Source organism: Microbacterium koreense (assembly GCF_042677105.1).
In the GTDB taxonomy this organism is placed as follows: Bacteria; Actinomycetota; Actinomycetes; order Actinomycetales; family Microbacteriaceae; genus Microbacterium; species Microbacterium koreense.
On record NZ_JBHTIM010000001.1, the window covers coordinates 1,481,147 to 1,506,553 of the forward strand.

23 protein-coding genes and 1 tRNA gene are annotated in these 25,407 nt (G+C 68.5%); 17 read left to right on the top strand and 7 right to left on the bottom strand.

Translation table 11 applies throughout. The features are described 5' to 3' along the window. Positions 1–7 precede the first annotated feature (7 nt). Positions 8–1,564, bottom strand: a complete 1,557-nt coding sequence (locus ACFQZV_RS06800) for a dolichyl-phosphate-mannose--protein mannosyltransferase (protein ID WP_378750399.1) — start codon at positions 1,562–1,564, stop codon at positions 8–10. Positions 1,565–1,587: 23 nt separating this feature from the next. Between ACFQZV_RS06800 and rsmI the strand changes: the two genes are divergently transcribed. Genes rsmI through ACFQZV_RS06815 form a run of 3 tightly spaced genes read left to right on the top strand, consistent with a single transcriptional unit; the run spans position 1,588 to position 4,915 of the window. Beyond that, the gene (rsmI, locus tag ACFQZV_RS06805; protein WP_378750397.1) at positions 1,588–2,403 is read left to right on the top strand and encodes a 16S rRNA (cytidine(1402)-2'-O)-methyltransferase; all 816 of its coding nucleotides are present in this window, start codon (positions 1,588–1,590) and stop codon (positions 2,401–2,403) included. A 57-nt stretch (positions 2,404–2,460) separates the two neighbouring features. Then, positions 2,461–4,026 carry a methionine--tRNA ligase gene (metG, locus tag ACFQZV_RS06810; RefSeq protein WP_378750395.1) on the top strand — a complete coding sequence of 522 codons (1,566 nt, stop codon included), beginning with the start codon at positions 2,461–2,463 and terminating at the stop codon, positions 4,024–4,026. Position 4,027: 1 nt separating this feature from the next. After that, on the top strand, positions 4,028–4,915 hold the full coding sequence (locus tag ACFQZV_RS06815; protein ID WP_378750393.1) for a TatD family hydrolase: 888 nt from the start codon (positions 4,028–4,030) through the stop codon (positions 4,913–4,915). Positions 4,916–4,918: 3 nt separating this feature from the next. On the opposite strand, the gene ACFQZV_RS06820 is transcribed toward ACFQZV_RS06815, so the two are convergent. Next, positions 4,919–5,041 carry a hypothetical protein gene (locus tag ACFQZV_RS06820; protein ID WP_378750391.1) on the bottom strand — a complete coding sequence of 41 codons (123 nt, stop codon included), beginning with the start codon at positions 5,039–5,041 and terminating at the stop codon, positions 4,919–4,921. Beyond that, positions 5,038–6,486 (bottom strand): sugar porter family MFS transporter, encoded by a 1,449-nt coding sequence (locus tag ACFQZV_RS06825; RefSeq protein WP_378750389.1) that lies wholly within the window; start codon positions 6,484–6,486, stop codon positions 5,038–5,040. Before ACFQZV_RS06825 ends, ACFQZV_RS06820 begins: the two co-directional genes overlap by 4 nt. A 127-nt stretch (positions 6,487–6,613) precedes the next feature. Between ACFQZV_RS06825 and rsmA the strand changes: the two genes are divergently transcribed. From rsmA to ACFQZV_RS06850, 5 genes are read left to right on the top strand one after another with little or no spacing between them, the layout of a single operon-like run. Next, the gene (rsmA, locus tag ACFQZV_RS06830) at positions 6,614–7,468 is read left to right on the top strand and encodes a 16S rRNA (adenine(1518)-N(6)/adenine(1519)-N(6))-dimethyltransferase RsmA (protein ID WP_378750387.1); all 855 of its coding nucleotides are present in this window, start codon (positions 6,614–6,616) and stop codon (positions 7,466–7,468) included. After that, complete coding sequence (locus tag ACFQZV_RS06835; RefSeq protein WP_378750385.1) at positions 7,465–8,394, top strand: 4-(cytidine 5'-diphospho)-2-C-methyl-D-erythritol kinase; 930 nt, start codon at positions 7,465–7,467, stop codon at positions 8,392–8,394. Before rsmA ends, ACFQZV_RS06835 begins: the two co-directional genes overlap by 4 nt. Positions 8,395–8,423: 29 nt before the next feature. Next, a complete protein-coding gene (locus tag ACFQZV_RS06840) occupies positions 8,424–9,749 on the top strand; it encodes a GNAT family N-acetyltransferase (RefSeq protein WP_378750383.1) in 1,326 nt (441 codons plus the stop codon). A 6-nt stretch (positions 9,750–9,755) separates the two neighbouring features. Beyond that, positions 9,756–11,549, top strand: coding sequence for an ABC-F family ATP-binding cassette domain-containing protein (locus ACFQZV_RS06845; RefSeq protein ID WP_378750381.1), 1,794 nt, complete (start codon positions 9,756–9,758; stop codon positions 11,547–11,549). Between the two features lie 59 nt (positions 11,550–11,608). Beyond that, positions 11,609–12,145 carry a GNAT family N-acetyltransferase gene (locus ACFQZV_RS06850; RefSeq protein ID WP_378750379.1) on the top strand — a complete coding sequence of 179 codons (537 nt, stop codon included), beginning with the start codon at positions 11,609–11,611 and terminating at the stop codon, positions 12,143–12,145. A gap of 128 nt (positions 12,146–12,273) precedes the next feature. On the opposite strand, the gene ACFQZV_RS06855 is transcribed toward ACFQZV_RS06850, so the two are convergent. Both ACFQZV_RS06855 and ACFQZV_RS06860 read right to left on the bottom strand, forming a co-directional pair. Continuing rightward, complete coding sequence (locus tag ACFQZV_RS06855; protein ID WP_378750377.1) at positions 12,274–13,701, bottom strand: HNH endonuclease signature motif containing protein; 1,428 nt, start codon at positions 13,699–13,701, stop codon at positions 12,274–12,276. Positions 13,702–13,817: 116 nt separating this feature from the next. Next, on the bottom strand, positions 13,818–14,315 hold the full coding sequence (locus ACFQZV_RS06860; protein WP_378750375.1) for a MarR family winged helix-turn-helix transcriptional regulator: 498 nt from the start codon (positions 14,313–14,315) through the stop codon (positions 13,818–13,820). 61 nt (positions 14,316–14,376) lie between these two features. Here ACFQZV_RS06860 and ACFQZV_RS06865 point away from each other — a divergent pair. The 6 genes from ACFQZV_RS06865 to ACFQZV_RS06890 all read left to right on the top strand — a co-directional run bounded on the left by ACFQZV_RS06865 (position 14,377) and on the right by ACFQZV_RS06890 (position 19,770). Then, positions 14,377–14,448 (top strand) — tRNA-Gln (locus tag ACFQZV_RS06865). Between the two features lies 1 nt (position 14,449). Then, positions 14,450–15,916 (top strand): bifunctional UDP-N-acetylglucosamine diphosphorylase/glucosamine-1-phosphate N-acetyltransferase GlmU, encoded by a 1,467-nt coding sequence (gene glmU / locus ACFQZV_RS06870; protein ID WP_378750373.1) that lies wholly within the window; start codon positions 14,450–14,452, stop codon positions 15,914–15,916. Next, positions 15,891–16,925, top strand: coding sequence for a ribose-phosphate diphosphokinase (locus ACFQZV_RS06875; protein ID WP_378750371.1), 1,035 nt, complete (start codon positions 15,891–15,893; stop codon positions 16,923–16,925). Before glmU ends, ACFQZV_RS06875 begins: the two co-directional genes overlap by 26 nt. Continuing rightward, positions 16,925–17,323, top strand: a complete 399-nt coding sequence (locus ACFQZV_RS06880) for an FMN-binding protein (protein WP_378750369.1) — start codon at positions 16,925–16,927, stop codon at positions 17,321–17,323. The genes ACFQZV_RS06875 and ACFQZV_RS06880 overlap by 1 nt, the downstream gene beginning before the upstream one ends. A 3-nt stretch (positions 17,324–17,326) precedes the next feature. Continuing rightward, the gene (locus ACFQZV_RS06885) at positions 17,327–18,205 is read left to right on the top strand and encodes an FAD:protein FMN transferase (protein WP_378750367.1); all 879 of its coding nucleotides are present in this window, start codon (positions 17,327–17,329) and stop codon (positions 18,203–18,205) included. Further along, positions 18,202–19,770: an FAD-dependent oxidoreductase gene (locus ACFQZV_RS06890; RefSeq protein WP_378750365.1), complete on the top strand. Its 1,569-nt coding sequence runs from the start codon at positions 18,202–18,204 to the stop codon at positions 19,768–19,770. Before ACFQZV_RS06885 ends, ACFQZV_RS06890 begins: the two co-directional genes overlap by 4 nt. On the opposite strand, the gene ACFQZV_RS06895 is transcribed toward ACFQZV_RS06890, so the two are convergent. Continuing rightward, positions 19,757–21,244 carry a sensor histidine kinase gene (locus ACFQZV_RS06895; protein ID WP_378750363.1) on the bottom strand — a complete coding sequence of 496 codons (1,488 nt, stop codon included), beginning with the start codon at positions 21,242–21,244 and terminating at the stop codon, positions 19,757–19,759. The two genes, ACFQZV_RS06890 and ACFQZV_RS06895, sit on opposite strands and share 14 nt — an antisense overlap. After that, on the bottom strand, positions 21,241–21,969 hold the full coding sequence (locus tag ACFQZV_RS06900) for a response regulator transcription factor (protein ID WP_378750361.1): 729 nt from the start codon (positions 21,967–21,969) through the stop codon (positions 21,241–21,243). Before ACFQZV_RS06900 ends, ACFQZV_RS06895 begins: the two co-directional genes overlap by 4 nt. A 75-nt stretch (positions 21,970–22,044) precedes the next feature. Between ACFQZV_RS06900 and ACFQZV_RS06905 the strand changes: the two genes are divergently transcribed. From ACFQZV_RS06905 to ACFQZV_RS06915, 3 genes are all read left to right on the top strand, one after another. After that, on the top strand, positions 22,045–23,061 hold the full coding sequence (locus ACFQZV_RS06905) for a magnesium and cobalt transport protein CorA (RefSeq protein ID WP_378750359.1): 1,017 nt from the start codon (positions 22,045–22,047) through the stop codon (positions 23,059–23,061). Between the two features lie 109 nt (positions 23,062–23,170). Then, a complete protein-coding gene (locus tag ACFQZV_RS06910; RefSeq protein WP_378750357.1) occupies positions 23,171–24,640 on the top strand; it encodes an ABC transporter permease in 1,470 nt (489 codons plus the stop codon). A gap of 36 nt (positions 24,641–24,676) precedes the next feature. Continuing rightward, positions 24,677–25,402 carry an ABC transporter ATP-binding protein gene (locus ACFQZV_RS06915; RefSeq protein ID WP_378750355.1) on the top strand — a complete coding sequence of 242 codons (726 nt, stop codon included), beginning with the start codon at positions 24,677–24,679 and terminating at the stop codon, positions 25,400–25,402. Positions 25,403–25,407: the final 5 nt, after the last annotated feature.

Consider the following 25,407-nt stretch of genomic DNA (forward strand, 5'->3'; position numbering starts at 1 on the left):
GTGAGGGTCAGATCCAGCTGGGCAACCAGTTGTGGATGCGCCAGAAGTCGTAGGGGACGGGCATCGCGCTGACAATCGGGTACCAGAACGCCGCGAGAAGCAGGGCGACGCCGAGGAACACCCACACGAGGCGCTGCCCGCTCTGACGTCGGTGAGATGACGCACTCGGGCCCCCCGCGATGTCGCGCAACGCGAAGGTGAGCGCGAGGATCAGGAACGGCTGGATCGCCACCGTGTAGAACTGGAAGATCGTGCGGTCGGGGTACAGCAGCCAGGGCACGTAGGTCGCGATGATGCCGGTGAGAACGAGCGCGAAGCGCCAATCCCGCGTCACGATGAACCGCCATACGAGGTAGAGGACCGCGGCGACCGAGGCATACCAGACCAGCGGGTTGGGCATCGCGTAGATGTTCTCGACGACGCCGTCGGTGTGGTCGAAATGCATGGACGTCGGCCGGGTGAGCAGGGGCCACTGCCACGCCGGTGCGGCGTACCCGTGCGGGCTGGAAAGCCCGACGTGAAAGCCGTAGATCTGCGCGTGGTAGTCCCACAGGTTCTGAAGCGGGAGCGGAATCCACGGGAGCGCACCCGCCTCGTCGAGCGTCTGGCGTCCGTATCCGCCGTCCGTCGCGAGCCAACCGATCCACGATCCGAGGTAGATCACCGCCGCGATCGGGATGAACAGCAGAAAGGTCACCGGTCCTTGACGGAACGCGGCGTCCGTCGGCCAGAAGATGACCCGGCCCCGCCTGCGGGTCAGCGCATCGGTCACGACGAGCCAGATCCCGAACGCTGCGGCGACGTACAGTCCCGACCATTTCACCGCGGTGGCGGCACCGACCGCGGCGCCGGCGGCGAGAAGCCAGGGGCGACGCCACAGCACGGGACCCCACCCGGGACCCTCGCCGTTGATGGTGCGGAGTGCGAGCTCGCGGGTGAGCCTCGGCAGCGTCTTTCGGCGATCCAGGAGAAGGAACCACACCGTCAGCAGAGTGAAGAACGTGAAGATCCCGTCGAGCAGCGCCACCCGACTCATCGCGATGCTGAGCCCGTCGACGGCCAACAGGCCCGAGGCCACCGACGCGAAGACGAGCGACCCCGACAACGAGCGGGCGACGAGATAGAGCACCAGGACCGTCGCCGTGCCGAACAGCGCAACGGCGACGCGCCAACCGAAAGCCGAATCGGCCCCGAAGATCCACATGCCCAGTCCGATGAAGAACTTGCCCAGCGGCGGGTGGACGACGAAGCTGCCCTCGGTGTCGAAGATGTCCGTCTCGCCGGACGAGAACCGCGCATCGGCCTCATCGGGCCACGTCGCGGCGTAGCCGAGGTTCCATTGCGACCAGGCATCTTTGACGTAGTACGTCTCATCGAAGACGAGCGACTCCGGATTCCCGAGGTTCGCCAGGCGCAAGACGCCCGCCAGGAGCGTGATCAGAGTCGGCGCGAGCCACCGCCACAGCCGCGCGATGCGCGGGTCGCTCGCCAGTCGCGCCGTCCAGCGGTCCAGCACCGTGGCGCGGGGCCTCGGCAACAGGGGCTCCGCCTCGGTCGTGGTCACGGCCTCCAGCCTATGCTGGGCCCGTGATCATCCTCGCGGCTACCCCGATCGGCAATCTCGGCGACGCCTCGGCCCGGCTCATCGAGGTGCTGTCGACGGTGCCGACGGTCGCCGCCGAGGACACCCGCACCACGCAGCGTCTGCTGGCGGGTCTCGGAATCACCCACAGGCCCCGGTTGATCGCACTGCACGACCACAACGAGAAGGACATCGCGCCTTCCCTCGTCGAGCGCGCTCGTGGCGAGGACGTGCTCGTGCTCTCTGATGCGGGGATGCCGACGATCTCCGACCCCGGGTACGGACTCGTCGCGGCCGCCGCCGACGCCGGGGTGACGGTCACCGCGATTCCCGGCCCCAGTGCGGTATTGACGGCGCTCGCGGTGTCGGGGCTGGCCACCGATCGCTTCACGTTCGAGGGATTCGTTCCCCGCAAAGCGGGAGAGCGGGCGACGGCCTTCGCTGCGCTCGCGGCCGAGCAGCGCACGATGGTGTTCTTCGAGGCGCCCGGTCGGGTCGTCGCATCCGTCGCCGACATGGCGACCGCGTTCGGCGATGATCGTCGCGCGGCGGTGTGCCGCGAGTTGACGAAACTCCACGAGGAAGTGGCGCGCGGCACCCTCGCCGAGCTCGCGGAGTGGGCATCGGGCGGTGTCCGCGGTGAGGTCGTGATCGTCGTGGCCGGCGCCGCCCCGCGCGTGGTCGACTTCGACGACGCGGTCGCGCAGGTGCTGCAGCAGGTGGCCGATGGCGTGCGGTTGAAGGATGCCGCCGGTGACGTATCCGCGCACACCGGTCATTCGTCCCGCGAGTTGTACCAGGCCGCTCTCGCCCGACGCTGACGCGACGGGCCCTGTCACACGCGGAGCGTCGGCATCCGTGCGAACTAGAATCGTCGGGTGACTTCCGGCCGCAGCTTCTACATCACCACGCCGATCTACTACCCGAGCGATGTGCCTCACATCGGACACGGGTACACGACCGTCGCGGTGGATGCGCTCGCGCGCTGGCACCGACAGGCAGGCGACGACACGTGGATGCTCACCGGCACCGATGAGCACGGCCAGAAGATGATGCGCGCGGCCGCGGCCAACGGAGCGACCCCGCAGGAGTGGGTGGACCGGCTCGTGAGTGAATCGTGGTTCCCGCTCTTGGAGACGCTCGACGTCGCCAACGACGACTTCATCCGCACGACCCAGCCGCGTCACGAAGAGCGCGTCAAAGAGTTCGTGCAGGCCATCTACGACCGCGGCTACATCTACGCGGGGGAGTTCGAGGCGCTGTATTGCGTCGGCTGTGAAGAGTTCAAGACCGAATCCGAGATCGTCGACGGCGAGGGCCCGTTCGAGGGGCTCAAGGTCTGCGTCATCCACTCCAAGCCGCTGGAGTTGCTGCAGGAGAAGAACTACTTCTTCAAGCTCAGTGAGTTCCAGGACCGTCTGCTCGAGCTGTACGCGGAGCAGCCGGACTTCATCCGTCCCGACTCCGCACGCAACGAGGTCGTCTCGTTCGTCAAGAGCGGGCTGAAGGACCTGTCGATCTCGCGGTCGACCTTCGACTGGGGCATCACGGTGCCGTGGGACGAGTCGCACGTCATCTACGTGTGGGTCGATGCCTTGCTGAACTACGCCACGGCGATCGGCTACGGCACCGATCCCGAGCAGTTCGCGCGCCACTGGCCCGCCTACCATGTCGTGGGCAAGGACATCCTTCGCTTCCACGCCGTCATCTGGCCGGCCATGCTGATGGCGGCGGGCGTCGATGTGCCCAAGGGTGTCTTCGCCCACGGGTGGTTGCTGGTCGGCGGCGAGAAGATGTCGAAGTCCAAGCTCACCGGTATCGCGCCGAACGAGATCACCGACGTGTTCGGGTCGGATGCGTACCGCTACTACTTCCTGTCGGCGATCGCGTTCGGTCAGGACGGCTCGTTCTCGTGGGAAGACCTCTCGGCGCGGTACCAGGCCGAGCTCGCCAACGGCTTCGGCAATCTGGCATCGCGCACCGTCGCGATGATCGGACGGTACTTCGAGGGGATCGTGCCCCCGCCGGGGGAGTACACCGAGCGTGACGTGCGGGTTCAGAAGATCACGGCGGATGCGGCGACCACCGCCGATGCCGCGATCGAGCGTTTCCGCATCGACGAGGCGATCGACGCGGTGTGGAAGCTGGTGGACGACCTCAACCAGTACATCACCGAGAACGAGCCGTGGGCGCTCGCGAAGGACGATGCGCAGCGTGTGCGGCTGGGCACCGTGTTGTACACCGCCGCCGAAGGGCTGCGCGCGCTCGCCGTTCTGCTCTCGCCGGTGATGCCCGTGGCGACACAGAAGCTCTGGGAGGCGCTCGGTGTGCCCGCGCGCCTCGTCGACCAGCCCATCCGCCGGGCGGGCGAGTGGGGGCAGCTGGCTCCGGGAACCTCGGTCAACGGCCTCGCGCCGCTCTTTCCGCGGGTCGAGCAGGCCTGACGTGACGGACGACCGCGCCGATCCCTCCGGCTACGTGCGACAGCGCACCCAGGCTGCGCGCGACGTGCGATGGCCCGCCGCGCCCGAGCCGCTCGCCGTTCCTGTCTACGACAACCACGCCCACCTCGAGATCGAGGACGGCGACGAGCCGCGAGGTCTCGACGAGCAGCTCGAACGCGCCGTTGACGTCGGCGTGCTCGGTGTCGTTCAGGCCGGCGGCGATATCGAATCGAGCCGCTGGTCGGCGTGGGCCGCGGCATCCCATCCTCGCGTGCTCGCGGCCGTCGCGATCCATCCCAACGAGGCTCCCGCTTATCAGCGGGCGGGACGCTTGGAGGAGGCCATCGGGGTCATCGACGAGCTGGCCGCGCAGCCGCGCGTCCGGGCGATCGGCGAGACGGGACTCGACTTCTTCCGCACCGAGGAAGACGGATTCCCCGCGCAGTTCGAGAGCTTCGAGGCGCACATCGCGCTGGCGAAGAAGCACGACGTGGCGATGCAGATCCACGATCGGGACGCCCACGATGCGGTCCTCGAGACATTGCAGCGGGTCGGTGCCCCCGACAGGACCGTCTTCCACTGCTTCTCGGGGGATGCCGCGATGGCGAGGATCGCCGCCGAGAAGGGCTACTACCTGTCCTTCGCCGGCAACGTCACGTTCAAGAATGCGCAGAACCTGCGCGATGCGCTGCACGTCACGCCGCTGGAGCGCATCTTGGTCGAAACGGATGCGCCGTTCCTGACCCCGACACCCCACCGCGGACGCCCGAACGCGCCGTACCTCATTCCCGTCACCGTGCGATTCATCGCCCAGGAGCTGGGGATCGACGTCGACGATCTGTGCGCGCGGATCGCCGCGACGACACGTGAGGTGTACGGCGCGTTCTGAGGCTTACTGGGCGCGGTTCTCGTCGTCGAGGCGACGCTCTTCTTTCGCCTCGAGGCGGTCCTTCTCCTTCTGTGCGGCTTCGCGCTCTTCGCGGATCTGTTCGTGGGATGCGGAGTTGTTCGTCATGCTCCCGATCCTACGGTCGGGATAGGGCGGTCGCCGTCGTCCATCGATTCGAGCGTGCGTCCCTTCGTCTCGCGGACGAATCGGATGACGAAGAAGATCGCCGCAAACGCGAAGAACGTGTAGATGCCGTACGCAAGACCCAGACCCACGGCGGCCAGTGCGGGGAAGGTCGTCGAGATCACGAAGTTCGCCGCCCACTGTGCGGCCGCGGCGACCGACAGAGCGACGGCACGGATGCGGTTGCTGAACATCTCGCCGAGAAGCACCCACACCACCGGCCCCCACGACGCGCCGAAGAAGACGACATAGAGGTTCGCGGCGATCAGGGCGATGGGGCCGGCGGCGCCGTCCAGGACCGGTTCGCCGTCGACGATCGGCGCCGTGGCGAACATGACCGCGAGGACGGCGAGGCACGCGAACTGCCCGATCGCACCGACGAGCAGCAGCGGCTTTCGCCCGATCCTGTCGATGAGCAAGATCGCCACGATGGTCGTGACGATGTTGGTGACAGAGGTGATCACCGTGATCGTGAGCGAGTCCTGTTCGGTGAACCCGACTGCCTGCCAGAGCGTCGTTGAGTAGTAGAAGATGACGTTGATGCCGGTGAACTGCTGTAGGACCGACAACCCGATTCCGACCCACACGATCGGCAGCAGCCCGAACGCCTTGCCACGCAGGATCGAGAATCGCGGTCGGTCCGAGGCGCCCTTCACCGTCTGCAGGATGTCGGTCGTCGTCTTCTCGACGTCGCCGCCGACGTAGCGCGAGAGCACCGACTTGGCTTTGACGAGTTCGCCGCGCGCGATCAGGTAGCGCGGGGATTCGGGGATCGTCAGGGCCAGGAGTCCGTAGATCACCGCGGGCACGAGCTCTGAGAGGAACATCCACCGCCAGGCCTCGAGTCCGAACAGCCACGGCTCGGTGGAGCTTCCGGCCGCCGCGACGATCGCCGCATCCGTCAACAGGGCGACGAAGATGCCGGTGACGATCGCCATCTGCTGCAGTGATCCGAGCCGGCCGCGATACGGCGGCGGCGACACTTCGGCGATGTACGCCGGGGCGATGACGGATGCCGCACCCACCCCGAGACCGCCGATCACACGCCAGAACGACAGGTCCCAGATCCCGAAGGCCAGCCCGCAGCCGAGCGAACTCAGGACGAACAGCGCGGCGGCCAGCAGCATGACGCGGATGCGGCCGAACCGGTCGGCGATGCGACCGGCGAACCACGCGCCGATGGCACATCCGATGAGCGCGGATGCCACAGAGAACCCGAGGAGCAGCGGACCGGTCGAGAACTGCTCGCCGATGGCACTGACCGCACCGTTGATGACGGCGGTGTCGAAGCCGAAGAGGAATCCGCCGAGCGCCGCGGTGGCGGCGACGAGCACGACGCGCGTGATAGGGACGGAGATGTCGCCGGTCGGCGGTGACGACGATGTCATGGGGGATCCTCCTCGAACCGGCCCGGCTGACGCCGCCCGTGGGGTTCACAGTGGCCCGCCGAATATCCGGCTGTCAAGGGTCCGCGTCCGGTGAGTCGGTTGCCTCGTCGCTGAGTACTGTTGTCACATGCCCGTGACCTTGCTCGGCGCGACGGAGATCCGCGCTCTCGCCGCCGAACTCGACGTGACACCCACCAAGAAGCTCGGGCAGAACTTCGTCGTCGACGCCAACACGGTGCGCAAGATCGTCCACACCGCTCGTGTGCACGCCGGTGAGCGGGTCGTCGAAGTCGGGCCGGGTCTCGGATCGCTGACACTCGCGATCCTCGAGACGGGCGCCTCGGTCACCGCTGTCGAGATCGACCATCGCCTCGCAGCCCGTCTCGCGCAGACCGCGACCGAGCACGGTGTGCCCTCCGGGGCGCTGACCGTCGTCGACGCCGACGCGTTGCGGGTCACCGAACTGCCGGGCGACCCGACCGTGCTCGTGGCGAATCTGCCGTACAACGTCAGCGTGCCCGTTCTGCTCCACCTGCTCGAAACGTTCGCGGGCCTCGAGCGAGGCGTCGTCATGGTGCAGTCCGAAGTGGGGGAGCGCCTCGCCGCGCCGCCCGGGTCGAAGATCTACGGCGCCCCGAGCGTGAAGGCGGCGTGGTACGGCCGCTGGCGTCTGGCCGGCACGGTCTCGCGCCAGGTGTTCTGGCCGGTGCCCAACGTCGACAGTGTGCTCGTCGCGTTCGACCGCGACGACGTGCCTCGGGGGACAGAGGACGAGCGTCGTCGCGTCTTCCGGATCGTCGATGCCGCGTTCCAACAGCGGCGCAAGATGCTCCGGCAGGCGCTGGCGGCGGCACTCGGCGGAACGGCGGCCGCCGCATCCGCTCTGCTCGAGAGCGCCGGTGTCGCGCCCACCGCCCGCGGTGAAGAGCTGTCGATCGACGATTTCGTCGCGATCGCGCATCAGATGGAGCATGCGCCGTGAGCGAGGCCGCACTCCTCCCTCGCGTGCACGTGCGGGCCCCGGGCAAGCTCAATGTCTTCTTCGAGGTCGGTGCCGTGCAGGACGACGGGTACCACGACGTCGCCTCGGCCTATCAGGCGGTATCGCTGTTCGAGGACGTCTGGGCGACGCCGTCGGATGACTTCACCATCGAGATCTCCGGCACGGTGGACGTGTCGGGCGTCCCCGCCGACGACCGCAACCTCGCGTTGCGTGCGGCACGGCTGCTCGCATCGACGACGGGCCATCCGGGTGGTGTGCACCTCGATGTCGTCAAGCATGTTCCGGTGGCCGGCGGCATGGGGGGAGGATCGGCGGATGCCGCCGCCGCCCTCGTCGCGTGCGACGCCCTGTGGGGTACCCATCTCGGCAGCGCGCGACTGCACCGCCTGGCCGCACGTCTCGGCGCCGATGTGCCGTTCGCTCTCCTCGGCGGCACGGCGATCGGCACCGGGCGGGGGGACCAGCTCAGTCCCGCCCTCGCGAAGGGGCGGTTCGACTGGATCATCGTCACCTCGGATCGGGGGCTGTCGACTCCGGATGTCTACCGGCACCTCGACGAAATGCGTGCCCGCACGGACATCACCCCGAGTGGAACCCCGGACGTCGATCGCGGCGTCCTCGAAGCGCTGCGTGCCGGCGACCCCGTGCGGTTGGCGGCGGTGGTGCAGAACGATCTTCAGGCCGCGACGCTGTCGCTGCGTCCCGACCTGCGCGAGCTCCTCGAGACGGGAGATGCAAGTCCGAGTGCACTGGCCGGCATGGTCTCGGGCTCCGGGCCGACGGTCGCCTTCCTCGCCGACGACCCCGAGTCGGCGCTCGACCTGCAGGTGACCCTGACCGCCGCGGGATATGAGGCATTCCACGTGCACGGCCCCGTGCCGGGGGCGCGCATCATCACGCCGTGACCCTGCGTCAGGCTCGATAGGCTCGAAGGATGTCGAGTTCCTCCCTTGCCGACCGTCATCTGCACGGACCCGTCGACGAGACATCCCGCACGAAGCTGGAGAGACGTGACCTCGATTACCGACGCCTCAGCGTCGACGACGAGGGTTTCCCCGCGTGGGTGCGGGTCGTGCGGCGCGGATTCCTCGAAGACGAAGCCAGCGACACCAAGGTCGAGGCCATCCGGGCGGCGCAGGCCTACCGGCGCATATCGGGCGTCTACGACCCGACGACGCCGATCCCCGACCAGCCGGTCGCGACGATCGACTCCTGGATCACCGACCTCGCCGTTCCGGGAGACCGCGCGTTGCCTTCCTGTGCCATCTCGGGGGTCGGAGTTTCTCCGACCCACCGGCGCCGCGGCATCGCCCGGGCGATGCTCGAGGGCGAACTGCGCGCCGCGCAGTCGATCGGTGTGCCGCTGGCGATGCTGACCGTGAGCGAGTCGACCTTGTACGGGCGCTACGGTTTCGGGGTCGCCGCATCCAGCACCCACTGGGTGATCGACACGATGCGCGCGTCGTGGACGGGACCGCGCCCCGACGGGCGGCTGGATTTCATCACGCCCGCGCGAGCGCGGGAGCTGTTGCCCGTGCTGCACGAACGCATCCACCCGCGGGTGCCCGGCGAGATCGGAGTCGCCGGCGGCGTGTGGGATGAGTATGCGGGCACGCGGGCCGACACGAAGAACCCCGCGAAGTACCGGGCCGTCCAATACACCGACACCGAGGGTGAAGTGCGCGGCGTCGTCGTGTACTGGACTCGCGAGAACAACGAAGACTGGGCGCTGTCGTCGGTGACCGTGTCGTACCTGTGCGCCGAGACCGACGATGCGTACGCGGCACTGTGGCGTTTCATGCTCGAGCTCGACCTCGTCGTCGAGGTGCGGGCGGATCAGCTGTCGGTCGAGGAGCCGCTGCTGTGGATGATCTCCGATCAGCGCGCCGCGACGATCACAGTGACCGACCACCAGTACGTGCGGGTGATCGACGTGCCCCAGGCGCTCGAGGGACGCCGCTACAGTGCATCCGGTCGCCTGGTGGTGGACGTCACCGATCCGGTCGGACTCTCGACGGGGCGCTGGCTGCTCGACGTCGACGGGTCGGGTGAGGCGACCGTCACCGCGCTGGACGACGAGGCGACCGTGGAGGGCGCCGCCGTCGTGGCGCTCGGCATCGAAGAGCTCTCGGCTGCCTACCTCGGTGGCGTGTCCATCGCGACGCTCGCCTCGGCGGGGCGCGCGGACGTGAGCGATCCTGCCCTGGCCTCGCGGATCTTCTCCTGGTACCGCGCACCGCGTCTGAGCCTCGAGTACTGATCGCCGATGGCGCACCTTCTCGGGGCTGAGGCCCTTCATCTGGAATTCCCCACTCGCGTCGTCTTCGACGGGGTGTCGCTCGGCATCGACGAGGGCGATCGCATCGGTGTCGTGGGCCGCAATGGCGACGGCAAGTCGAGTCTGCTCGCGATGCTGGCCGGGCGACTCGAGCCGGATGCCGGACGGGTGACGGTGCGCCGTGGTGTGCGCGTCGGGGTGCTCGACCAGGCGGACACGATCGGTGACGACGGAACGGTGCGCGATGCCGTCGTCGGCGACATGCCCGAACACGAGTGGGCGGGCTCTGCGCGGGTGCGAGAGGTGATCTCAGGGCTTCTCGGCGATATCGCGTGGGATGCGCCGCTGCGCGGCCTGTCGGGCGGTCAGCGTCGCCGCGTCGCTCTCGCGCACCTGCTCATCGGCGATCACGATGTGCTCTTCCTCGACGAGCCGACCAACCATCTCGACGTCGAGGCGATCGCGTGGCTCGCCGAGCATCTGAAGCGACGCTGGCCCGCGAACCAAGGCGGCCTGCTGGTCGTGACCCACGACCGGTGGTTCCTCGATGAGGTGTGCACGACGACGTGGGAGGTGCACGACCGCATCGTCGAGCCGTTCGAAGGCGGCTACGCGGCGTACATCCTGCAACGCGTCGAGCGCGACCGACAGGCCGCGGCGATCGAAGCCCGTCGACAGAACCTCGCCCGCAAGGAGTTGGCGTGGTTGCGGCGCGGTGCGCCGGCGCGTACATCGAAGCCGAAATTCCGCATCGACGCGGCGAATGCGCTCATCTCGGATGTGCCCGATGTCCGCGACAAGACCGAGTTGCAGTCGCTCGCGGTTTCGCGACTGGGCAAGGATGTCGTCGACCTCCTCGATACCGGGGTGTCCTACGACGGACGCGCGGTTCTCGAGCCGTTCGAGTGGCGCATCGCACCGGGGGAGCGCACCGGCATCCTCGGGGTGAACGGCGCCGGAAAATCAACGCTTCTCGGCCTGGTGTCGGGAGACGTCGAACCCACGGTCGGCCGGGTAAAGCGAGGAAAGACGGTCAACGTCGCCACTTTGACGCAACGTCTCGATGAGCTCGAAGAGCATCTCGATGACCCCGTGCGAGTGGTGATCGCACGGTTGCGGACGACGTACACGTTCGGTGCCGGTTCGTCATCGCAGGAGCTGACGCCGGGTCAGCTGCTCGAACGGATGGGCTTTTCGAGCGCACAGTTGTCGACCCCGGTGAAAGACCTGTCGGGGGGACAGAAGCGCCGGCTCCAGCTGCTTCTGATCCTGCTCGAGCAGCCCAATGTGTTGATCCTCGACGAGCCCACGAACGATCTCGACACCGACATGCTCGCGGCGATGGAGGACCTGCTCGACACGTGGCCGGGGACGCTCCTGGTCGTCTCGCACGATCGGTACTTCCTCGAACGGGTCACCGATCAGCAGTACGCGATTCTGGGCGGCCACCTGCGGCATCTGCCCGGCGGCATCGACGAGTACCTGCGGTTGCGTGCACGCGAGCGAGAGATTCCGACGACGGATGCGGCGGCCCCCGCGTCGCCCGCGAGTACAGGACTCACCGGAGCAGGCCTGCGCGCCGCGCAGAAGGAGACGGCGTCGCTGGAGCGGCGCCTGGAAAAGCTCGAGGCTCAGATCGCGGCAGCCCGCGTGGCATTGGCCGACCATGACCAATCGGACTACGTGGGCCTTGCCGAAGAGATGGCACGCATCGGGTCTCTCGAGACCGAACGCGACGAGGTCGAAGAACGCTGGTTCGCCCTCACCGAGCAGATCGGCTAGGGCGCGGTGCCACAGGCGGAGTTCGCTCGCGAGTCGTTCGCTGGGGAAGGATCGGTGGCGTGAGTGTCGTGCTTCGTCCGTGGACCAGTGGCGACGCTTCGGCGCTGAGTGCGGCGTTTCGGAGTGCCGCCGATCTGGCGACCCAGTTCGGCGGCACCGACCTGTCGACGCCTGCCATGGCGGAGGCGTTCATCGACCGATCCTTGCGATTCGACGAGTCCGTGAAGAACTGGGCGGTCGTCGAGGATGATGTTGCGATCGGTAACGTCGGAGTATCCGTGATCGAGTTTCGACACGAGACCGCGTGGATGCACTACTGGCTCGCAGCCGGAGCACGCGGCAGGGGATACGCGACGGCCGCGCTCATCGCAGCGAGTGATTGGGCCTTCGAGAACGGGTTGTATCGTCTCGAGCTCGGGCACCGGGTGAACAATCCCGCGTCGTGTCGAGTGGCGACCGCGGCGGGTTTTCTCGCCGAAGGGGTCGAGCGGGAGAAGCTCCGGTATGGCGACGTTCGCTACGACGTCGAGACGCACGCGCGACTGGCGACCGACCCCGCTCCGGTAACGAATGTCGCCCTTGTGGTTGCGGAATGAATGACAACACCGCTGATGCGCCGAGGGAGCGTCGCGGCAAGGCGGGAGCCGGCGTAGCACGTAGCTCCGCGCTGTTCTGAGCGCACCGCGATGCCGCGCCCACGGGAAGCGGTCGCAGCCAACGCCCGTCATGTCCGCCGGGGAAGCGCAGCGAGGAGGCGCGTCGGCGACGTCGTGGTCGGTCGGAATCGGGGAACGCGCTCGGCCCAGGGTGGCGGCTTGACTTCGGGGATGCCGTTTCGCATGCGGATCTGCCATCCGTGATTCGCCAGGTGGCGGTGGTGATACCAGCAGAGGAGCACGCCGTTGTCCGTGTGGGTCGGGCCGCCGTGCGCGTGCTCGATCACATGGTGGATCTCGCACCACGCGGCGGGGACGCCGCATCCGGGAATCACACACCCGCCGTCGCGCACCGCGATCGCCCGGCGCTGGCGGCGGTTGAACACACGCTCTTCGGTGCCGAGCCTCACGATGCGTCCGCCGGGATCGGTGGCGACCCGTTGGATGACGTCCGCGCACCCGGCGTGCATCGCAGCCTGTAGCGACACCGGCTCGGTGCCGATATGCGCCCATCCGCGCCCTTCGGTGAGGTCCTCCTGCCGCACGGTGACGACTAACGTCGGCGCGGCGCCGCCGATCGTCGGCAGCAGCGCGGAGGATGCGGCGACGCTGAGCGCGGTCGCGAGCGCGTCGTGGCGCTTCTGGGCCGGGGTGCGGGTGTCGGCGCGGAACTCGGAGCCGTCGGCGTCGGTCTCGTCGCTGACCTCATCGCGCGGGCGGAAGGTCACACCGCGCTCGTGGCCGACGCGAGGTGAAGTGACCGCGTCGCAGATCGCCTCGAACTGCTTCGCCACGTCGACCATGAGGTTGCCGCTGATCGGCACGACGCCGTCGCGCTCCCGCCCGAGCGTCACGCCTCGAACCCTGAGGGCTTTCTCTTCGCGCGGTTCGGCGCCGTCCTGGTCGAGGTAGATCGCCCATGTCTGCGCCTGGATCTTCAGGAGGTCGGCCGGTGGCGCCGGCGCACCGTCCGGGCCCTCGCCCCGCGCGACGGACGCGAGCACGTCGTCGGCGGCGAGCACGCTCTCGTGAGGCACTCGCTGCGTCACTTGGCCGAGCGGGCCCGCCACGGCGAGCGCTCCGTCGATGCCGACGACACCTTCGAGCATCGCGGTGTGAAGGGCGGGCAGTGTGCCTGGGAGAGCGGTGCCCGCCAGCGACACGCGCGCCATCGTTGGCTTCGCGGCCCGCTGGAGGCGCGCCGCTGTCGATGCCGAGCACAGGGTGAGTCGCTGGACGAGCTCGGAGACGTAGTGGCACCCCATCCGGGAGGTGAGGCGCATCTCGCGATCGGTCTGGTTCGATCGGCGCGAGACCTCGCCTGTCGCCGCGACGAGCACCGCGTCGGTCAGTCGCTGGAGTTCGGCGGCCAACGTCAGAGCTCGCGTGACCTGTGCGTCGGTCGCATCGATGATCCGCCCTTCGCCCAGGGCGTCAGCGACGTGCCCGCGTGCGTGCTCGATGGACTCTTCGAGGTGATCGAGCAGTGCGTCCATACCTCTATTCTGCCGAGGGCCTCCGACATTCTCGGGCCAGAGAAAAGCCAGATCAAGCGAGATAATTCATCTATCTGAGCCAGGCTGTTCTTCGCGCTGCAGACCCTCGCTGAACATCAGGAGTCGAAGCCGAGGCTGAGTTTGCGCAGCAGCCCGGCGAGACGCTCGCGGTCCGCCCGCGAGAGTGCGCCCAGTAGTTCGGCCTCGGCATCCACCAGGCGTGTGATCGCGGCATCCACCCGCAGGCGCCCGTCATCGGTGAGGGTGACCAGCACGCTCCGACCGTCGGCCGGATCGGACTCGCGTCGCACGAGCCGGCGCGCGACCAGACGGTCGATGCGATTCGTCATGGTGCCGCTGGAGACGAGCGTCTGCTGCAGGAGGTTCTTCGGGCTCAGCTGGAAAGGCTCACCCGCGCGGCGGAGGGCGGACAGCACGTCCCATTCCCATGGCTCGAGGTCGCTGCGCCGGAACGCGTCGCGACGGGCGCGGTCGAGGTGGCGCGACAGACGGTCGACGCGCGAGAGCACCTCGAGCGGAGAGAAGTCGAGATCAGGGCGCTGTGCGACCCACGCCTCGACGATCCGATCGACTTCGTCAGACCCCTGTGGCACGCGTCCATCATTCCACCACCTCGGGTCATGGCAGACTTGAGGGGGGCGCTCACGCGTCCGGTCCGCCGTAGTGTAACGGCAGCACGACAGCCTTTGGAGCTGTGAGGTTCAGGTTCGAATCCTGGCGGCGGAGCATGACAGCAACCCCTGCGCCCTTGGCGGTGGTGGTCCTGGCCGCAGGTCAGGGCACACGGATGAAGTCGACCCTCCCGAAGGTGCTCCACCCCATCGGTGGGCTCCCGCTCGTCGGCCACGTGCTGCACCACGCACGGGCTCTGGCGCCCGAGTCGGTGCTCGTCGTCGTACGACACGAACGGGACCGCGTCGCCGAGGCCGTCGCGCGCATCGACGAGGCTGCGCTCGTGGTCGACCAGGATGACGTGCCGGGAACGGGTCGCGCCGTCGAGGTCGCCTTGGCCGCGATCCCCGATTTCGAGGGCGACATCCTCGTTCTGAGCGGCGACGTGCCCTTGCTGGATGCCGAGACCCTCGATCGCCTGCTCGCGACCCACCGCGCGCGCTCGGCCGCGGCGACCCTGCTGAGCGCCGTCCTCGACGATGCGACCGGCTATGGGCGCGTCATCCGCGACGGCGACGGCACAGTGACCCGCATCGTCGAGCAGAAGGACGCCACGCCCGCCGAGGCGGCGGTCACCGAGATCAACGCGGGTGTGTACGTCTTCCGGGCAGCGTCGCTGCGGGCGCAACTCGCACGGGTGACGACCGCGAACGCCCAGGGCGAAAAATACCTCACCGACGTCGTGGGCCTTCTGCGCGAGGCGGCCGAAGACGTCGCCGCCGAAGCCGCGCCGGATGCGGCCGCCGCTTTGGGCGTGAACGACAGGGTGCAGCTCTCGGAGGCCGCCCGACTTCTCAACGCCCGCACGGTGCGCCGCTGGCAGCTGGCCGGTGCGAGCATCCTCGATCCGGCGACGACCTGGATCGACGTCGACGTGACGCTCGCCCCTGATGTCACCGTTCTTCCCGACTCATACCTGCTGGGAGCCACCACGGTCGCATCCGGCGCCGTGATCGGTCCCGACACGACGCTCGTCGACTGCGAGGTGGGTGAGGATGCCACGATCAAGCGCACCGACGCGACCCTCGCCGTCATCGGGGCGCGCGCGAGCGTCGGCCCGTTCGCGTACCTGCGTCCGGGCACCGTCCTCGGTGACGGAGGCAAGATCGGAACGTTCGTCGAGACGAAGAACTCCACGATCGGCGCGGACAGCAAGGTGCCGCACCTGTCGTACATCGGAGACGCGACGATCGGTGAGCGCGCCAACCTCGGCGCCGGCGCCATCTCGGCCAACTACGACGACCTCGCCAAGCACCGCACCGTGATCGGTGACGACGTGCACACCGGGTCTCACAACGTGTTCATCGCGCCCGTTAGGATCGAAGACGGAGCGAAGACCGGGGCGGGGGCCGTCATCCGAAAGGACGTGCCCGCGGGGGCTCTGGCCCTGAGCGTCGCACCCCAGCGCAACATGGACGGCTGGGTCGAGAAGAACCGACCGGGTACCCGCGCGGCGGCCGCCGCTGCTCGGGCCCGGTCCGCACAGAAGGCGGACGATGGGTCGCAAGCAGAAGAAGGTTGATCTCGACCGGAGCCAGGACATCGCTCCCGGCCTGATCGCCAAGACGAAGAAGCGCCTCGTCGTGGCCTCCGGCCGCTCGCATGCGGGTCTTGCCGCCGAGGTCGCCGCCGCACTGGGCACCGAGTTGGTACCCACCGAGTACCGCACGTTCGCCTCGGGCGAGATCCTCACCCGTTTCGAGGTGTCGATTCGCGGATGCGACTTCTTCCTCATGCAGTCGTTCGGCCCGCCCGTCAACGAGTGGCTGATGGAAACCCTCATCATGCTCGACGCGGCCAAACGCGCGTCGGCCAAGCGGATCACGGTCGTGATGCCGTACTACCCCTACTCGCGCCAGGACAAGAAGGGGCGCGGTCGCGAGCCGATCAGCGCGCGGCTGGTCGCCGATCTGCTCAAGACCGCCGGCGCCGACCGCGTGATGAGCGTCGACCTGCACGCCGCGCAGATTCAGGGCTTCTTCGATGGCCCGGTCGACCACCTCTTCGCCAAGCCGGTGTTGCTGGAGTACTTCCAGCAGACGCTCTCGCCCGAGGATCGTGAGAAGCTCACGGTCGTCTCGCCCGACACCGGCCGCGTTCGCGTCGCCGACACCTGGTCGGACAGCCTGGGTGCACCGCTGGCGATCATCCACAAGCGCCGCGACCCGAACGTCGCCAACCAGGTGACGGTGAACGAGATCGTCGGTGACGTCGAAGGCCGCGTCTGCCTGCTCGTCGACGACATGATCGACACGGGCGGCACGATCCTCAAGGCCGCCGAGGCGCTCAAGAAGAACGGCGCCGAGCGGGTCATCGTCGCCGCCACGCACCCCGTCTTCAGCCACCCGGCCACCGAGAGACTCAGCGGCGACGCGATCGACGAGGTCGTCGTCACCGACACCATCCCGCTTCCCGAAGAGAAGCACTTCCCGACCCTCACGGTTCTGCCGATCGCCCCGCTGCTGGCACGCGCCATCCGTGAGGTCTTCGAGGACGGATCGGTGACGAGCATGTTCGACGGCGCCGCCTAGTGGTCGCGACGCTGCATCGCGCCGGTGCGCTGGTCGGTCTCGCCGGTGCCGCGGTCTTCGCGGGATGTTCCGCGCCCGCGAACGACGGCGACGCCGCGGAGTCGTATGCCGATGGCACCTACACCGCCGACGGCTCATACGCGACGCCGGAGTCGGTGGAGACGATCTCGGTGACCCTCACCCTCGCCGACGGTGTCGTGACCGAGGTCGCGGTCGAGGGCGACCCGCAGTTACCGGAGTCCGAGAGCTTCCAGAGCGCTTTCATCGGGGGGATCTCCGACGAGGTCGTCGGCGCCCCCATCGACGAACTTTCGGTGAGCCGCGTGGCCGGCTCCTCACTGACCAGTGGTGGATTCAACGAGGCGATCGAAGCGATCAAGGCGGATGCCGCGGGCTGACCGGTGACCACCGAACCCTGCTGGCGGTTCGAGGCGATCGGAACCGTCTGGGAGATCGAGACCGACGAGCCTCTCGACGATGACCTTCGGCGGGCCGTCGCATCCCTCATCGGGACGTTCGACGCCGAATGGTCACGGTTCCGGGTGGATTCGGTCATCTCTCGGATCGCCGAGGGCGGCCGCGCCGCCGCTCCCGTCGACACGGTCGCGATGCTGGACCTGTACTCCGCGCTCTCTACCGCGACGAGGGGTGCTGTCCAGCCGCTCGTCGGTGGGGCGCTCGCGGCCCGCGGCTATGACGCAGCGTCGAGCCTTCGGGACATCGGCGCGGCGCCTGCCCCCGCACATTGGCACGACACGCTGACGTGGGATGCTGAAACCCTCGCCCTCGAGCGACCCGCGATCATCGACGTCGGTGCGGTGGGCAAGGGACGGCTCGTCGACCGGGTTGCCGACCTCGTCGCGTCGCGCGTCGCGCGCGTCATCGTCGATGCCGGAGGTGACCTCGCCGTTCGCGGACGCACGGAGCGGATCGGGCTCGAGCATCCCTTCGACAGCACACGGGCGATCGGCACCTGGCAGGTGACGGATGCCGCATTGTGTGCGTCCGCTACCAACCGCCGCGCATGGGGCGACGGGTTGCACCACGTTCTGGATGCGCGCACGGGCGAGCCGGTGCGGGCGATCGCGGCCACGTGGGCGGTCGCGTCCACCGCGATGCTCGCCGATGCCGTCGCGACGGCGCTGTTCTTCGAGGGCGGCGCACGATTCGCCTTCGAGCAGGGCGTGGAATGGGTGCGGATGTCGACAGGCGGGCGCGTCGAATGGTCTCCGGGGTGCGGAGCCGAGCTGTTCACCGCGGGCACTACCGTGGAGGAGTGACTGCTCTGACCGCGCTGTGGAACCGCGTCTTCGCCGTGCTCGGACGCGTGTCGATGTATCGGCTCGTCTTGCTGGCTCTCGCGGCACTCGCCGTGATCGCCCTCGTGCTGTCGCTGTTCGGCCAAGTGGGCCCGGGGCCGGTCGAACTCCTTGTGACTTCCGTCGTGCTGGCGGTGGTGTCGGTCGGTGTCGACGTCGGAGCGCATCGCGTCCTTCGCCTGTCGTGGCGGTGGGAGTCCTCTGCCATCACCGCCCTCATCTTGCTGTTCATCCTGCGACCGACGCTCGATCCCGCAGGTCTCGGCGGCATCGCGCTCGCCGCCGCCGCAGCCGCGCTGTCGAAGTACGTGATCGCGTGGCAGGGTCGCCACATCCTGAACCCCGCGGCCGTCGGCGCTGCCGTCCTGACGTTCACGAGCCTCGCGGCACCCGCCCTCGGATCACCTTCGTGGTGGGTGGGGACGCCGGCGATGGCGGGACCGGTTGCTCTCCTCGGACTCGCGGTGCTGTGGCGTACCGAGAAGATCCGGGTCATCACGGTGTTCGTCGTCGTCGCCGTCGGCGCCGCCGTGATGCGCACCGGCGCGCAGTACGAGGCCGCGGGTGTCGACATCGAGGTGTGGGACATCCTCCTTCCGATCCTCGTGTCGTCGCCGTTTCTCTTCCTCGGGGCGTTCATGCTCTCGGAGCCGTTGACGATGCCGCCGCGGCGGTGGCAGCAGTTCACCGTCGCCGGAGTCGTCGGAGTGCTCGCCGGATGGCCCATCGATCTGGGGTCGGTCACCCTGGGGCAGGAGCGGGCGCTGCTGGTCGGCAACGTCGTCGCGTTCGCCTTCGCCGCACGGTCGGCGGTGCGTCTCGTCCTGGAGTCACGCGCGCAGATCACTCCGACGGTGCGCGAGCTGACGTTCCGTGCCCGGCGGCCCCTGCGGTTCGTTCCCGGGCAGTACCTCGAACTCGAGGTGCCGCACCGCCACCCGGACGCGCGCGGTACGCGGCGCGAATTCAGCATCTCGTCGGCGCCCGAGGACCTTCCGAGCGTCACGGTGGCCTTCCGCGAGGTCGACGGGCCACACGCACCGCCGCAGAGTTCCTACAAGAAGGCTCTCGCCGCGGTCGAACCCGGCGCACCGCTCCCGGTGACGGGCGTGTGGGGCGATTTCGTGTTGCCCGCTCGTGCGGCGGCACCGATCCTGATGGTCGCGGCCGGCATCGGGGTGACTCCGTTCGTGTCACAGCTGCGGCACCTTCATCTGTCGGGTGAGCAACGCGACGTCGTGCTGGTCTATGTCGCATCCGATGCGTCCGAGCTCGCCTACCGCGCAGAGCTCGAGCAGACCGGTGTTCCGGTGGTCGTCTTCACACGAGATCGCCCCGCCGACCTCCCCGCGCATTGGCACTGGGCGAGGGGAGTGCGCCTCGACGCCGGAGGTCTGGTCGAGACGGTGCCCGACATCATGGCGCGTCACGCGTACATCTCGGGCCCGCCGGGACTGATCGCCGACCTCGCCCCCGCGCTCGAGAGGGCCCGTTCCCTCACGACCGACGCGTTCAGCGGGTATTGAGGTCGGATTCGTCGGCGGGCGGATCGGCCGGTCGCGCGGCCGGAACGCGCAGCTCGAACGTCGTATCGCCCGGTTCGCTGCGCACGACGAGTCGGCCCTCGTGGGCGTCTGCGATCGCCCGAGCGATCGACAGGCCGAGGCCGGTTCCCCCCGTCTGGCGGGCACGGGATCGGTCGGCCCGCGAAAATCGTTCGAAGAGCTCATCGGTCACGCTCGGTGCGATTCCGGGGCCGTCATCATGGACGCGGACGACCGCCTCGTCGTCATCGCGTCTCACTGACAGTGTGACGGTGGTGCCCGGCGGCGTGTGGACACGTGCGTTCGCGAGGAGATTGGCGACGACCTGGTGCAGTCTGCCGGTGTCTCCGGCGACGACGACGGGTTCGTCATCGAGTTCGAGCAGCCACGTGTGGTCGCCCCCAGCCACCTGCGCATCACCGATGGCGTCGATGGCGAGCCGGGACAGGTCGACGGCGCCGTAGACCAGCTCTTGGCCCTCGTCGAGCCGCGCGAGCAACAGCAGGTCTTCGACGAGTGCGGTCATCCGCAACGACTGCGCCTGAATCCGTTCGAGGGACGCCTGTGTGGTCTCGCTCAGCTCGCGGTCGCGCAGCGACAGTTCGGAGTATCCGCGGATGGAGGCCAACGGCGTGCGCAACTCGTGGCTGGCGTCGGCGACGAATGCCCGCATCCGCTCTTCGTTGCGCTGCCGTGCATCCAGGGACGTCGAGACGTGGTCGAGCAGGGTGTTGAGCGCAGCGCCGACCTGACCGACCTCCGTGCGGGGGTCCGACTGTGCCTCGGGCACGCGCGCCGCGATCGTCACGTCGCCCTCGGCCAGCGGCTGGCGTGACACCCTGTCGGCGGTCGCGGCGATATCCCGCAGCGGCGCGAGGCCGGCGCGGATCGTCCATGCGGTGGCGGCAGCCAGCAACAGCAGCCCGCCCGCCGTGAGCAGCCCGATGGTCGTGAACATCTGCGCGATCGTGGCGTTGACGTCGGCGCGTGAGACCCCGACCACGATGACGGCCTCGCCGACTTGGAACCCCGTCACCCGGAACGAACCGAGGCCGTCGAGGGCGACGGACCGCGCCGAGGGTGCTCCCAGGCCGTCGGCAAGCTCGGCGATCTGCGCGTCGGTGAGGGCGATCACGCCACGATCGGCGTCGGTGACTGCACCGGTCGGTTCACCGGCCACGGCCTCGATTGCGAGCAAGAAGCCGGGATAGGGCGGCTGCTGCTCGAGGATCTCGGCGGCCGTCATGCCGGACTGCAGCATGGGGCGGACCCAGCTCTGCGTGCGTTGCACGAGAGAGTCGACCTGGCTGTTCAGCCGGGCTTCGAGCGCCTGGCCGAGGAGCGCCGACGTGGCGACGGCGACGACGACCATGATCAGCGAGACGATCGAGACGACCGTGACGATGAGGCGCCTCTGCAGGGTCCACGGGCGGCGGGCCGGACGCGGTGAGGTCACTGCGGCGCCTTGATCATGTAGCCGACGCCGCGCACCGTGTGGATGAGGGGGTCGCGCCCGGCATCGATCTTCTTGCGCAGGTACGAGATGTAGAGTTCGACGACCGACGAGCGCCCGCCGAAGTCGTAGCTCCACACCCGGTCGAGGATCTGAGGTTTGGAGACGACCCGACGCTGGTTGCGCATCAGGTAGCGCAGAAGCTCGAACTCCGTCGCGGTGAGCTCGATCTCTTCGCCTGCCCGCACCACTTCGTGGCTGTCTTCGTTCAGTGTCAGGTCGCCGACGCGGAGGATGGGTTCGGCTCCGCTGGTGTGAGCGGTACCCGCGCGGCGCATGAGTCCGCGCAGACGCGCCACGACCTCCTCGAGGCTGAAGGGCTTGGTCACATAGTCGTCGCCGCCGGCGGTGAGCCCGGCGACCCGGTCGCTCACCGCATCCTTCGCCGTGAGAAACAGCACAGGCACGTCGTCGCCCGAGTGACGCAGGCGTTGGAGGACTGCCATCCCGTCGAGGTCGGGCATCATGATGTCGAGCACCAGGGCGTCGGGTTCGAAGTCGCGCACCGACTGGAGGGCTTCGAATCCGGACGCCGCCGTGCGGACATCCCACCCTTCCATGCGCAGTGCCATGGAGAGCAGGTCGGTCAGCATCTGCTCGTCGTCGACGACGAGTACCCGCAGAGCGGAGCCGTCGGGGCGGGTGAGGGTGGGCGCAGGCGAAGACATGACACCATGATGGCGGTCAACCTATGAGATACCTATGGAGCGGGCTATGCGCGCGCTGTGAGTATCGTAGGGGCCATGAGCCGCGTCGAAACCGCCGTCTATGTCGACGGCGTGCGTGCAGCCGAAGGCCTCGAACCGCTCGAGACCATCGCCCGCGCGCGTGAGCAACGGGGCTTCGCGTGGATCGGAGTGCGCGCGGCCGATCATGATGAGGTGCATCGGATCGGCACCGCCCTCGGGCTCCATCCGCTCGGGGTGAACGAGTGCCTGCGGGGGCACCAGCGCGCCAAGCTCGAGCACTTCGACGACCACACGTTCCTCGCCCTCCAACCGGCGCGCTATGTGGACGAGACCGAAACGGTCGAGTTCTCGGAGGTCGGTGTCTTCGTGGGCGGTGACTTCCTCGTGACCGTCCACGCAGACGACGGTGTCGTCGACATCCCGGCCGTCCGCGAGCGGGTCGAAGCGCACCCCGAAGTCGTGAGACTCGGCGCGTACGCCGCCCTCTGGGCGATGCTCCGCAATCTCGTGAGCCTCTACGGTCCCGTCGCCGACGGCGTCGAGAACGACATCGACGAGATCGAAGTCGAGCTCTTCGAGCGCGATCCCGACGTCTCGGAGCGCATCTTCAAACTCCAGCGTGAGGTCGTCGAGCTGCAGCACGCGACGGTTCCGCTCGTCGACATGCTCGATCGCCTGCAGCGTGTCGTCGCTGTGGAATCCGGCACCGGCGAGGCACCCGCCTTCCGCGACCTCGATGACGATGCCCGCCACTTGGGTGCGCGCGTGGCCGGGTTCCGGCAGACGCTCGACAGCGCGCTCACCGTCGACGCCACACTCTCAGACCAGGCGCGCAACGAGGAGATGCGTCGCATGACGCAGACGAGCCTCGAACAGAACGATCAGGTGAAGAAGATCTCGTCCTGGGCGGCGGTCGGATTCGCGCCGACGATCATCGCCGGCATCTACGGCATGAACTTCGCCGTCATGCCCGAACTGGCCTGGGGGTGGGGCTACCTGTTCGCGCTCGGACTCATGGTCGCCGCGAGCACCACCCTGTACCTCGTGTTCCGCAAGGTCGGGTGGCTCTAGCCCGTGTTGCCGTTCATGCGGAATCCATAAACGGCGCATCACCCTCTCATCAGCGCGGTCCCTAGCGTCTGTCGTGCAGCGACCCGCCCGGAGTCGCGGAAGGGTATGCATGTACGGCACATATCTGCGGCGCGAACTGGCCGGCCGCAAGAAGCAGACGATCATCGTGGCCGCGGGTTTGGCGATCGCCATCGCGCTCGTGATGGTCGTTACCGCTTTGACCGCCGGTGTGCGCGATGCGCAGGCGCAAGCGCTCGAGTCCGTGTACGGCGTCGGAACCGACCTGACCGTCACCGGCGCCCAGACTCAACCCGGTGACGGCGGCGGGGGAGGTCCCCGCTTCGAGTTCGACGAGAGCGGAGCCGACATCTCCGAGGACGGCACCGCTGCCCTCGCCCAATCGCGGCTCATGTCCGAGCCGGGGCGCGCCACACTGGACGCCTCCACCGTCGAGAGCGTGCGCGCGGTCACCGATGTCGCGGATGCTGCAGGAACCCTCGCGCTGACGAACACGAGCTTCTCGGGTGAACTGCCCGAGGCTCCGGCCGACGGCTCGACCGAGCAGCCCGCGCAGGGACAGCCCGGCGGGGGCGGTGCCGGGGGAGGCTTCGGCGGGGGCTCGTTCGACATCGCATCGATGTCGGTGCTGGGTGTCGACCCGGCCTCGACCGAAGTCGGACCGATGACGGCGGTCGCCGTGGACGACGGGCGGGCGCTCGCGGCCACCGACGCCGGTTCGAACGTGGCAGTCGTGGATGCGACCTACGCAGCCGCCAACGAACTCAGCCTCGGCGACGCGGTCGATCTCGGTGGAGAGCAGTTCGAGATCGTCGGGATCGTGTCATCGACGTCGAGCGAGGCCGACACCGCGGCCGACGTGTTCATTCCGCTCGATGTCGCGCAGGCCCTCTCGGGCGTCGGCGACGTGGTGTCGACGGTGTACGTTCGCGCCGCGTCGGCGGAAGCGATCACCACGATCCAGGCCGCGATCGAAGAAGCGGTACCCGATGCCGTGGTCAGTTCGCAGTCGGATCTCGCAGCCGGCGTGTCCTCGTCGCTCGGAACCGCGACGTCGCTCATCACCAACCTCGGCACATGGCTGTCGATCATCGTGCTCGCCGTCGCGCTGGGTCTTGCGATCCTCTTCACGACCTCCGGAGTTGCCCGGCGCACCCGCGAGATCGGCACACTCAAGGCGATCGGATGGTCCAACCGCCGGATCGTCGCACAGGTCAGCGGCGAGTCTCTCGTGCAAGGGCTGATCGGTGGAGCTGCCGGCCTTGCGCTCGGCCTCATCGCGATCGCGGCGGTGAATCTCGCGGCACCGACGATCTCAGCTGCCGCCGAGTCCAGCGCAGGTCGGCCCGAGGGCGGCCCGGGTGGCGCGGGCGGTGGCGGTGGGTTCTTCGCGAACGCGACGAGCAGCGCCACCGAGATCGTGCTGCAGGCCCCGGTCACCCCCTGGGTGCTCGGTACAGCCGTGGGACTCGCCGTCGTCGGTGGCCTGATCGCGGGCGCCTTCGGTGGATGGCGTGCCGCGCGGCTGAGCCCTGCCGAGGCCCTGCGCACCGTCGCCTGACCCGAACCGATCGACCACAACACAGGAGAAGACCCGATGACGTTGACGCACGACACCACCTCCGCGCTCGAATCCCCGTCGACTGCACCGCTGTATCGGTTGCAGAACCTCACGCGCACGTATCGGCGCCGCGATGCCCTCGTGCGGGCGCTCGACGGCGTCGACCTCGACATCGAGGCGGGCGAGTTCGTGACCATCCAAGGGCCGACGGGCGGAGGAAAGTCGACGCTCTTGCAGATGCTCGGCACTCTCGAGCGCCCGACGGCAGGAACGCTCAGTCTCGACGGCGAGGATCTCGCCCGTGTGGGCGCCGGCCGATTGGCCGCCGTGCGTGCCCACGAGATCGGCTTCGTCTTCCAGGCGTTCAACCTGATCCCGGTGCTGACGGCCGCCGAGAACGTCGACATGGCGCTCGAGCCGCTGCGTCTCTCGCGCGACGAGCGACGTGCCCGCGTGGCCGAGGCGCTCGCGAGGGTGGGGCTCGCCGACAGAGCGGACCATCGGCCGAGTGAACTGTCCGGCGGGCAACAGCAGCGCGTGGCGATCGCGCGAGCGATCGTGAAGCGACCTCGCGTGCTCCTCGCGGATGAGCCGACGGGAAACCTCGACGAGCAGATGCGCGACGAGATCCTCGCCGTCCTCGAAGCGTTGCTCGACGACGGGATCACGCTGGTCGTCGTCACGCACGACTCGGCGGTCGCGCGACGCGCGCACCGGCGACTCCGACTGAAGGCCGGTCACGTGCAGGACATCACACGCTGAGGACC

Coding starts and splice junctions, on each gene's coding strand:
- ACFQZV_RS06820 (WP_378750391.1), bottom strand. CDS start 5,041: ATGACGAACAACTCCGCATCCCACGAACAGATCCGCGAAGAGCGCGAA.
- ACFQZV_RS06825 (WP_378750389.1), bottom strand. CDS start 6,486: ATGACATCGTCGTCACCGCCGACCGGCGACATCTCCGTCCCTATCACG.
- rsmA (WP_378750387.1), top strand. CDS start 6,614: ATGCCCGTGACCTTGCTCGGCGCGACGGAGATCCGCGCTCTCGCCGCC.
- ACFQZV_RS06840 (WP_378750383.1), top strand. CDS start 8,424: ATGTCGAGTTCCTCCCTTGCCGACCGTCATCTGCACGGACCCGTCGAC.
- ACFQZV_RS06845 (WP_378750381.1), top strand. CDS start 9,756: ATGGCGCACCTTCTCGGGGCTGAGGCCCTTCATCTGGAATTCCCCACT.
- ACFQZV_RS06855 (WP_378750377.1), bottom strand. CDS start 13,701: ATGGACGCACTGCTCGATCACCTCGAAGAGTCCATCGAGCACGCACGC.
- glmU (WP_378750373.1), top strand. CDS start 14,450: ATGACAGCAACCCCTGCGCCCTTGGCGGTGGTGGTCCTGGCCGCAGGT.
- ACFQZV_RS06875 (WP_378750371.1), top strand. CDS start 15,891: ATGGGTCGCAAGCAGAAGAAGGTTGATCTCGACCGGAGCCAGGACATC.
- ACFQZV_RS06900 (WP_378750361.1), bottom strand. CDS start 21,969: ATGTCTTCGCCTGCGCCCACCCTCACCCGCCCCGACGGCTCCGCTCTG.
- ACFQZV_RS06905 (WP_378750359.1), top strand. CDS start 22,045: ATGAGCCGCGTCGAAACCGCCGTCTATGTCGACGGCGTGCGTGCAGCC.
- ACFQZV_RS06910 (WP_378750357.1), top strand. CDS start 23,171: ATGTACGGCACATATCTGCGGCGCGAACTGGCCGGCCGCAAGAAGCAG.
- ACFQZV_RS06915 (WP_378750355.1), top strand. CDS start 24,677: ATGACGTTGACGCACGACACCACCTCCGCGCTCGAATCCCCGTCGACT.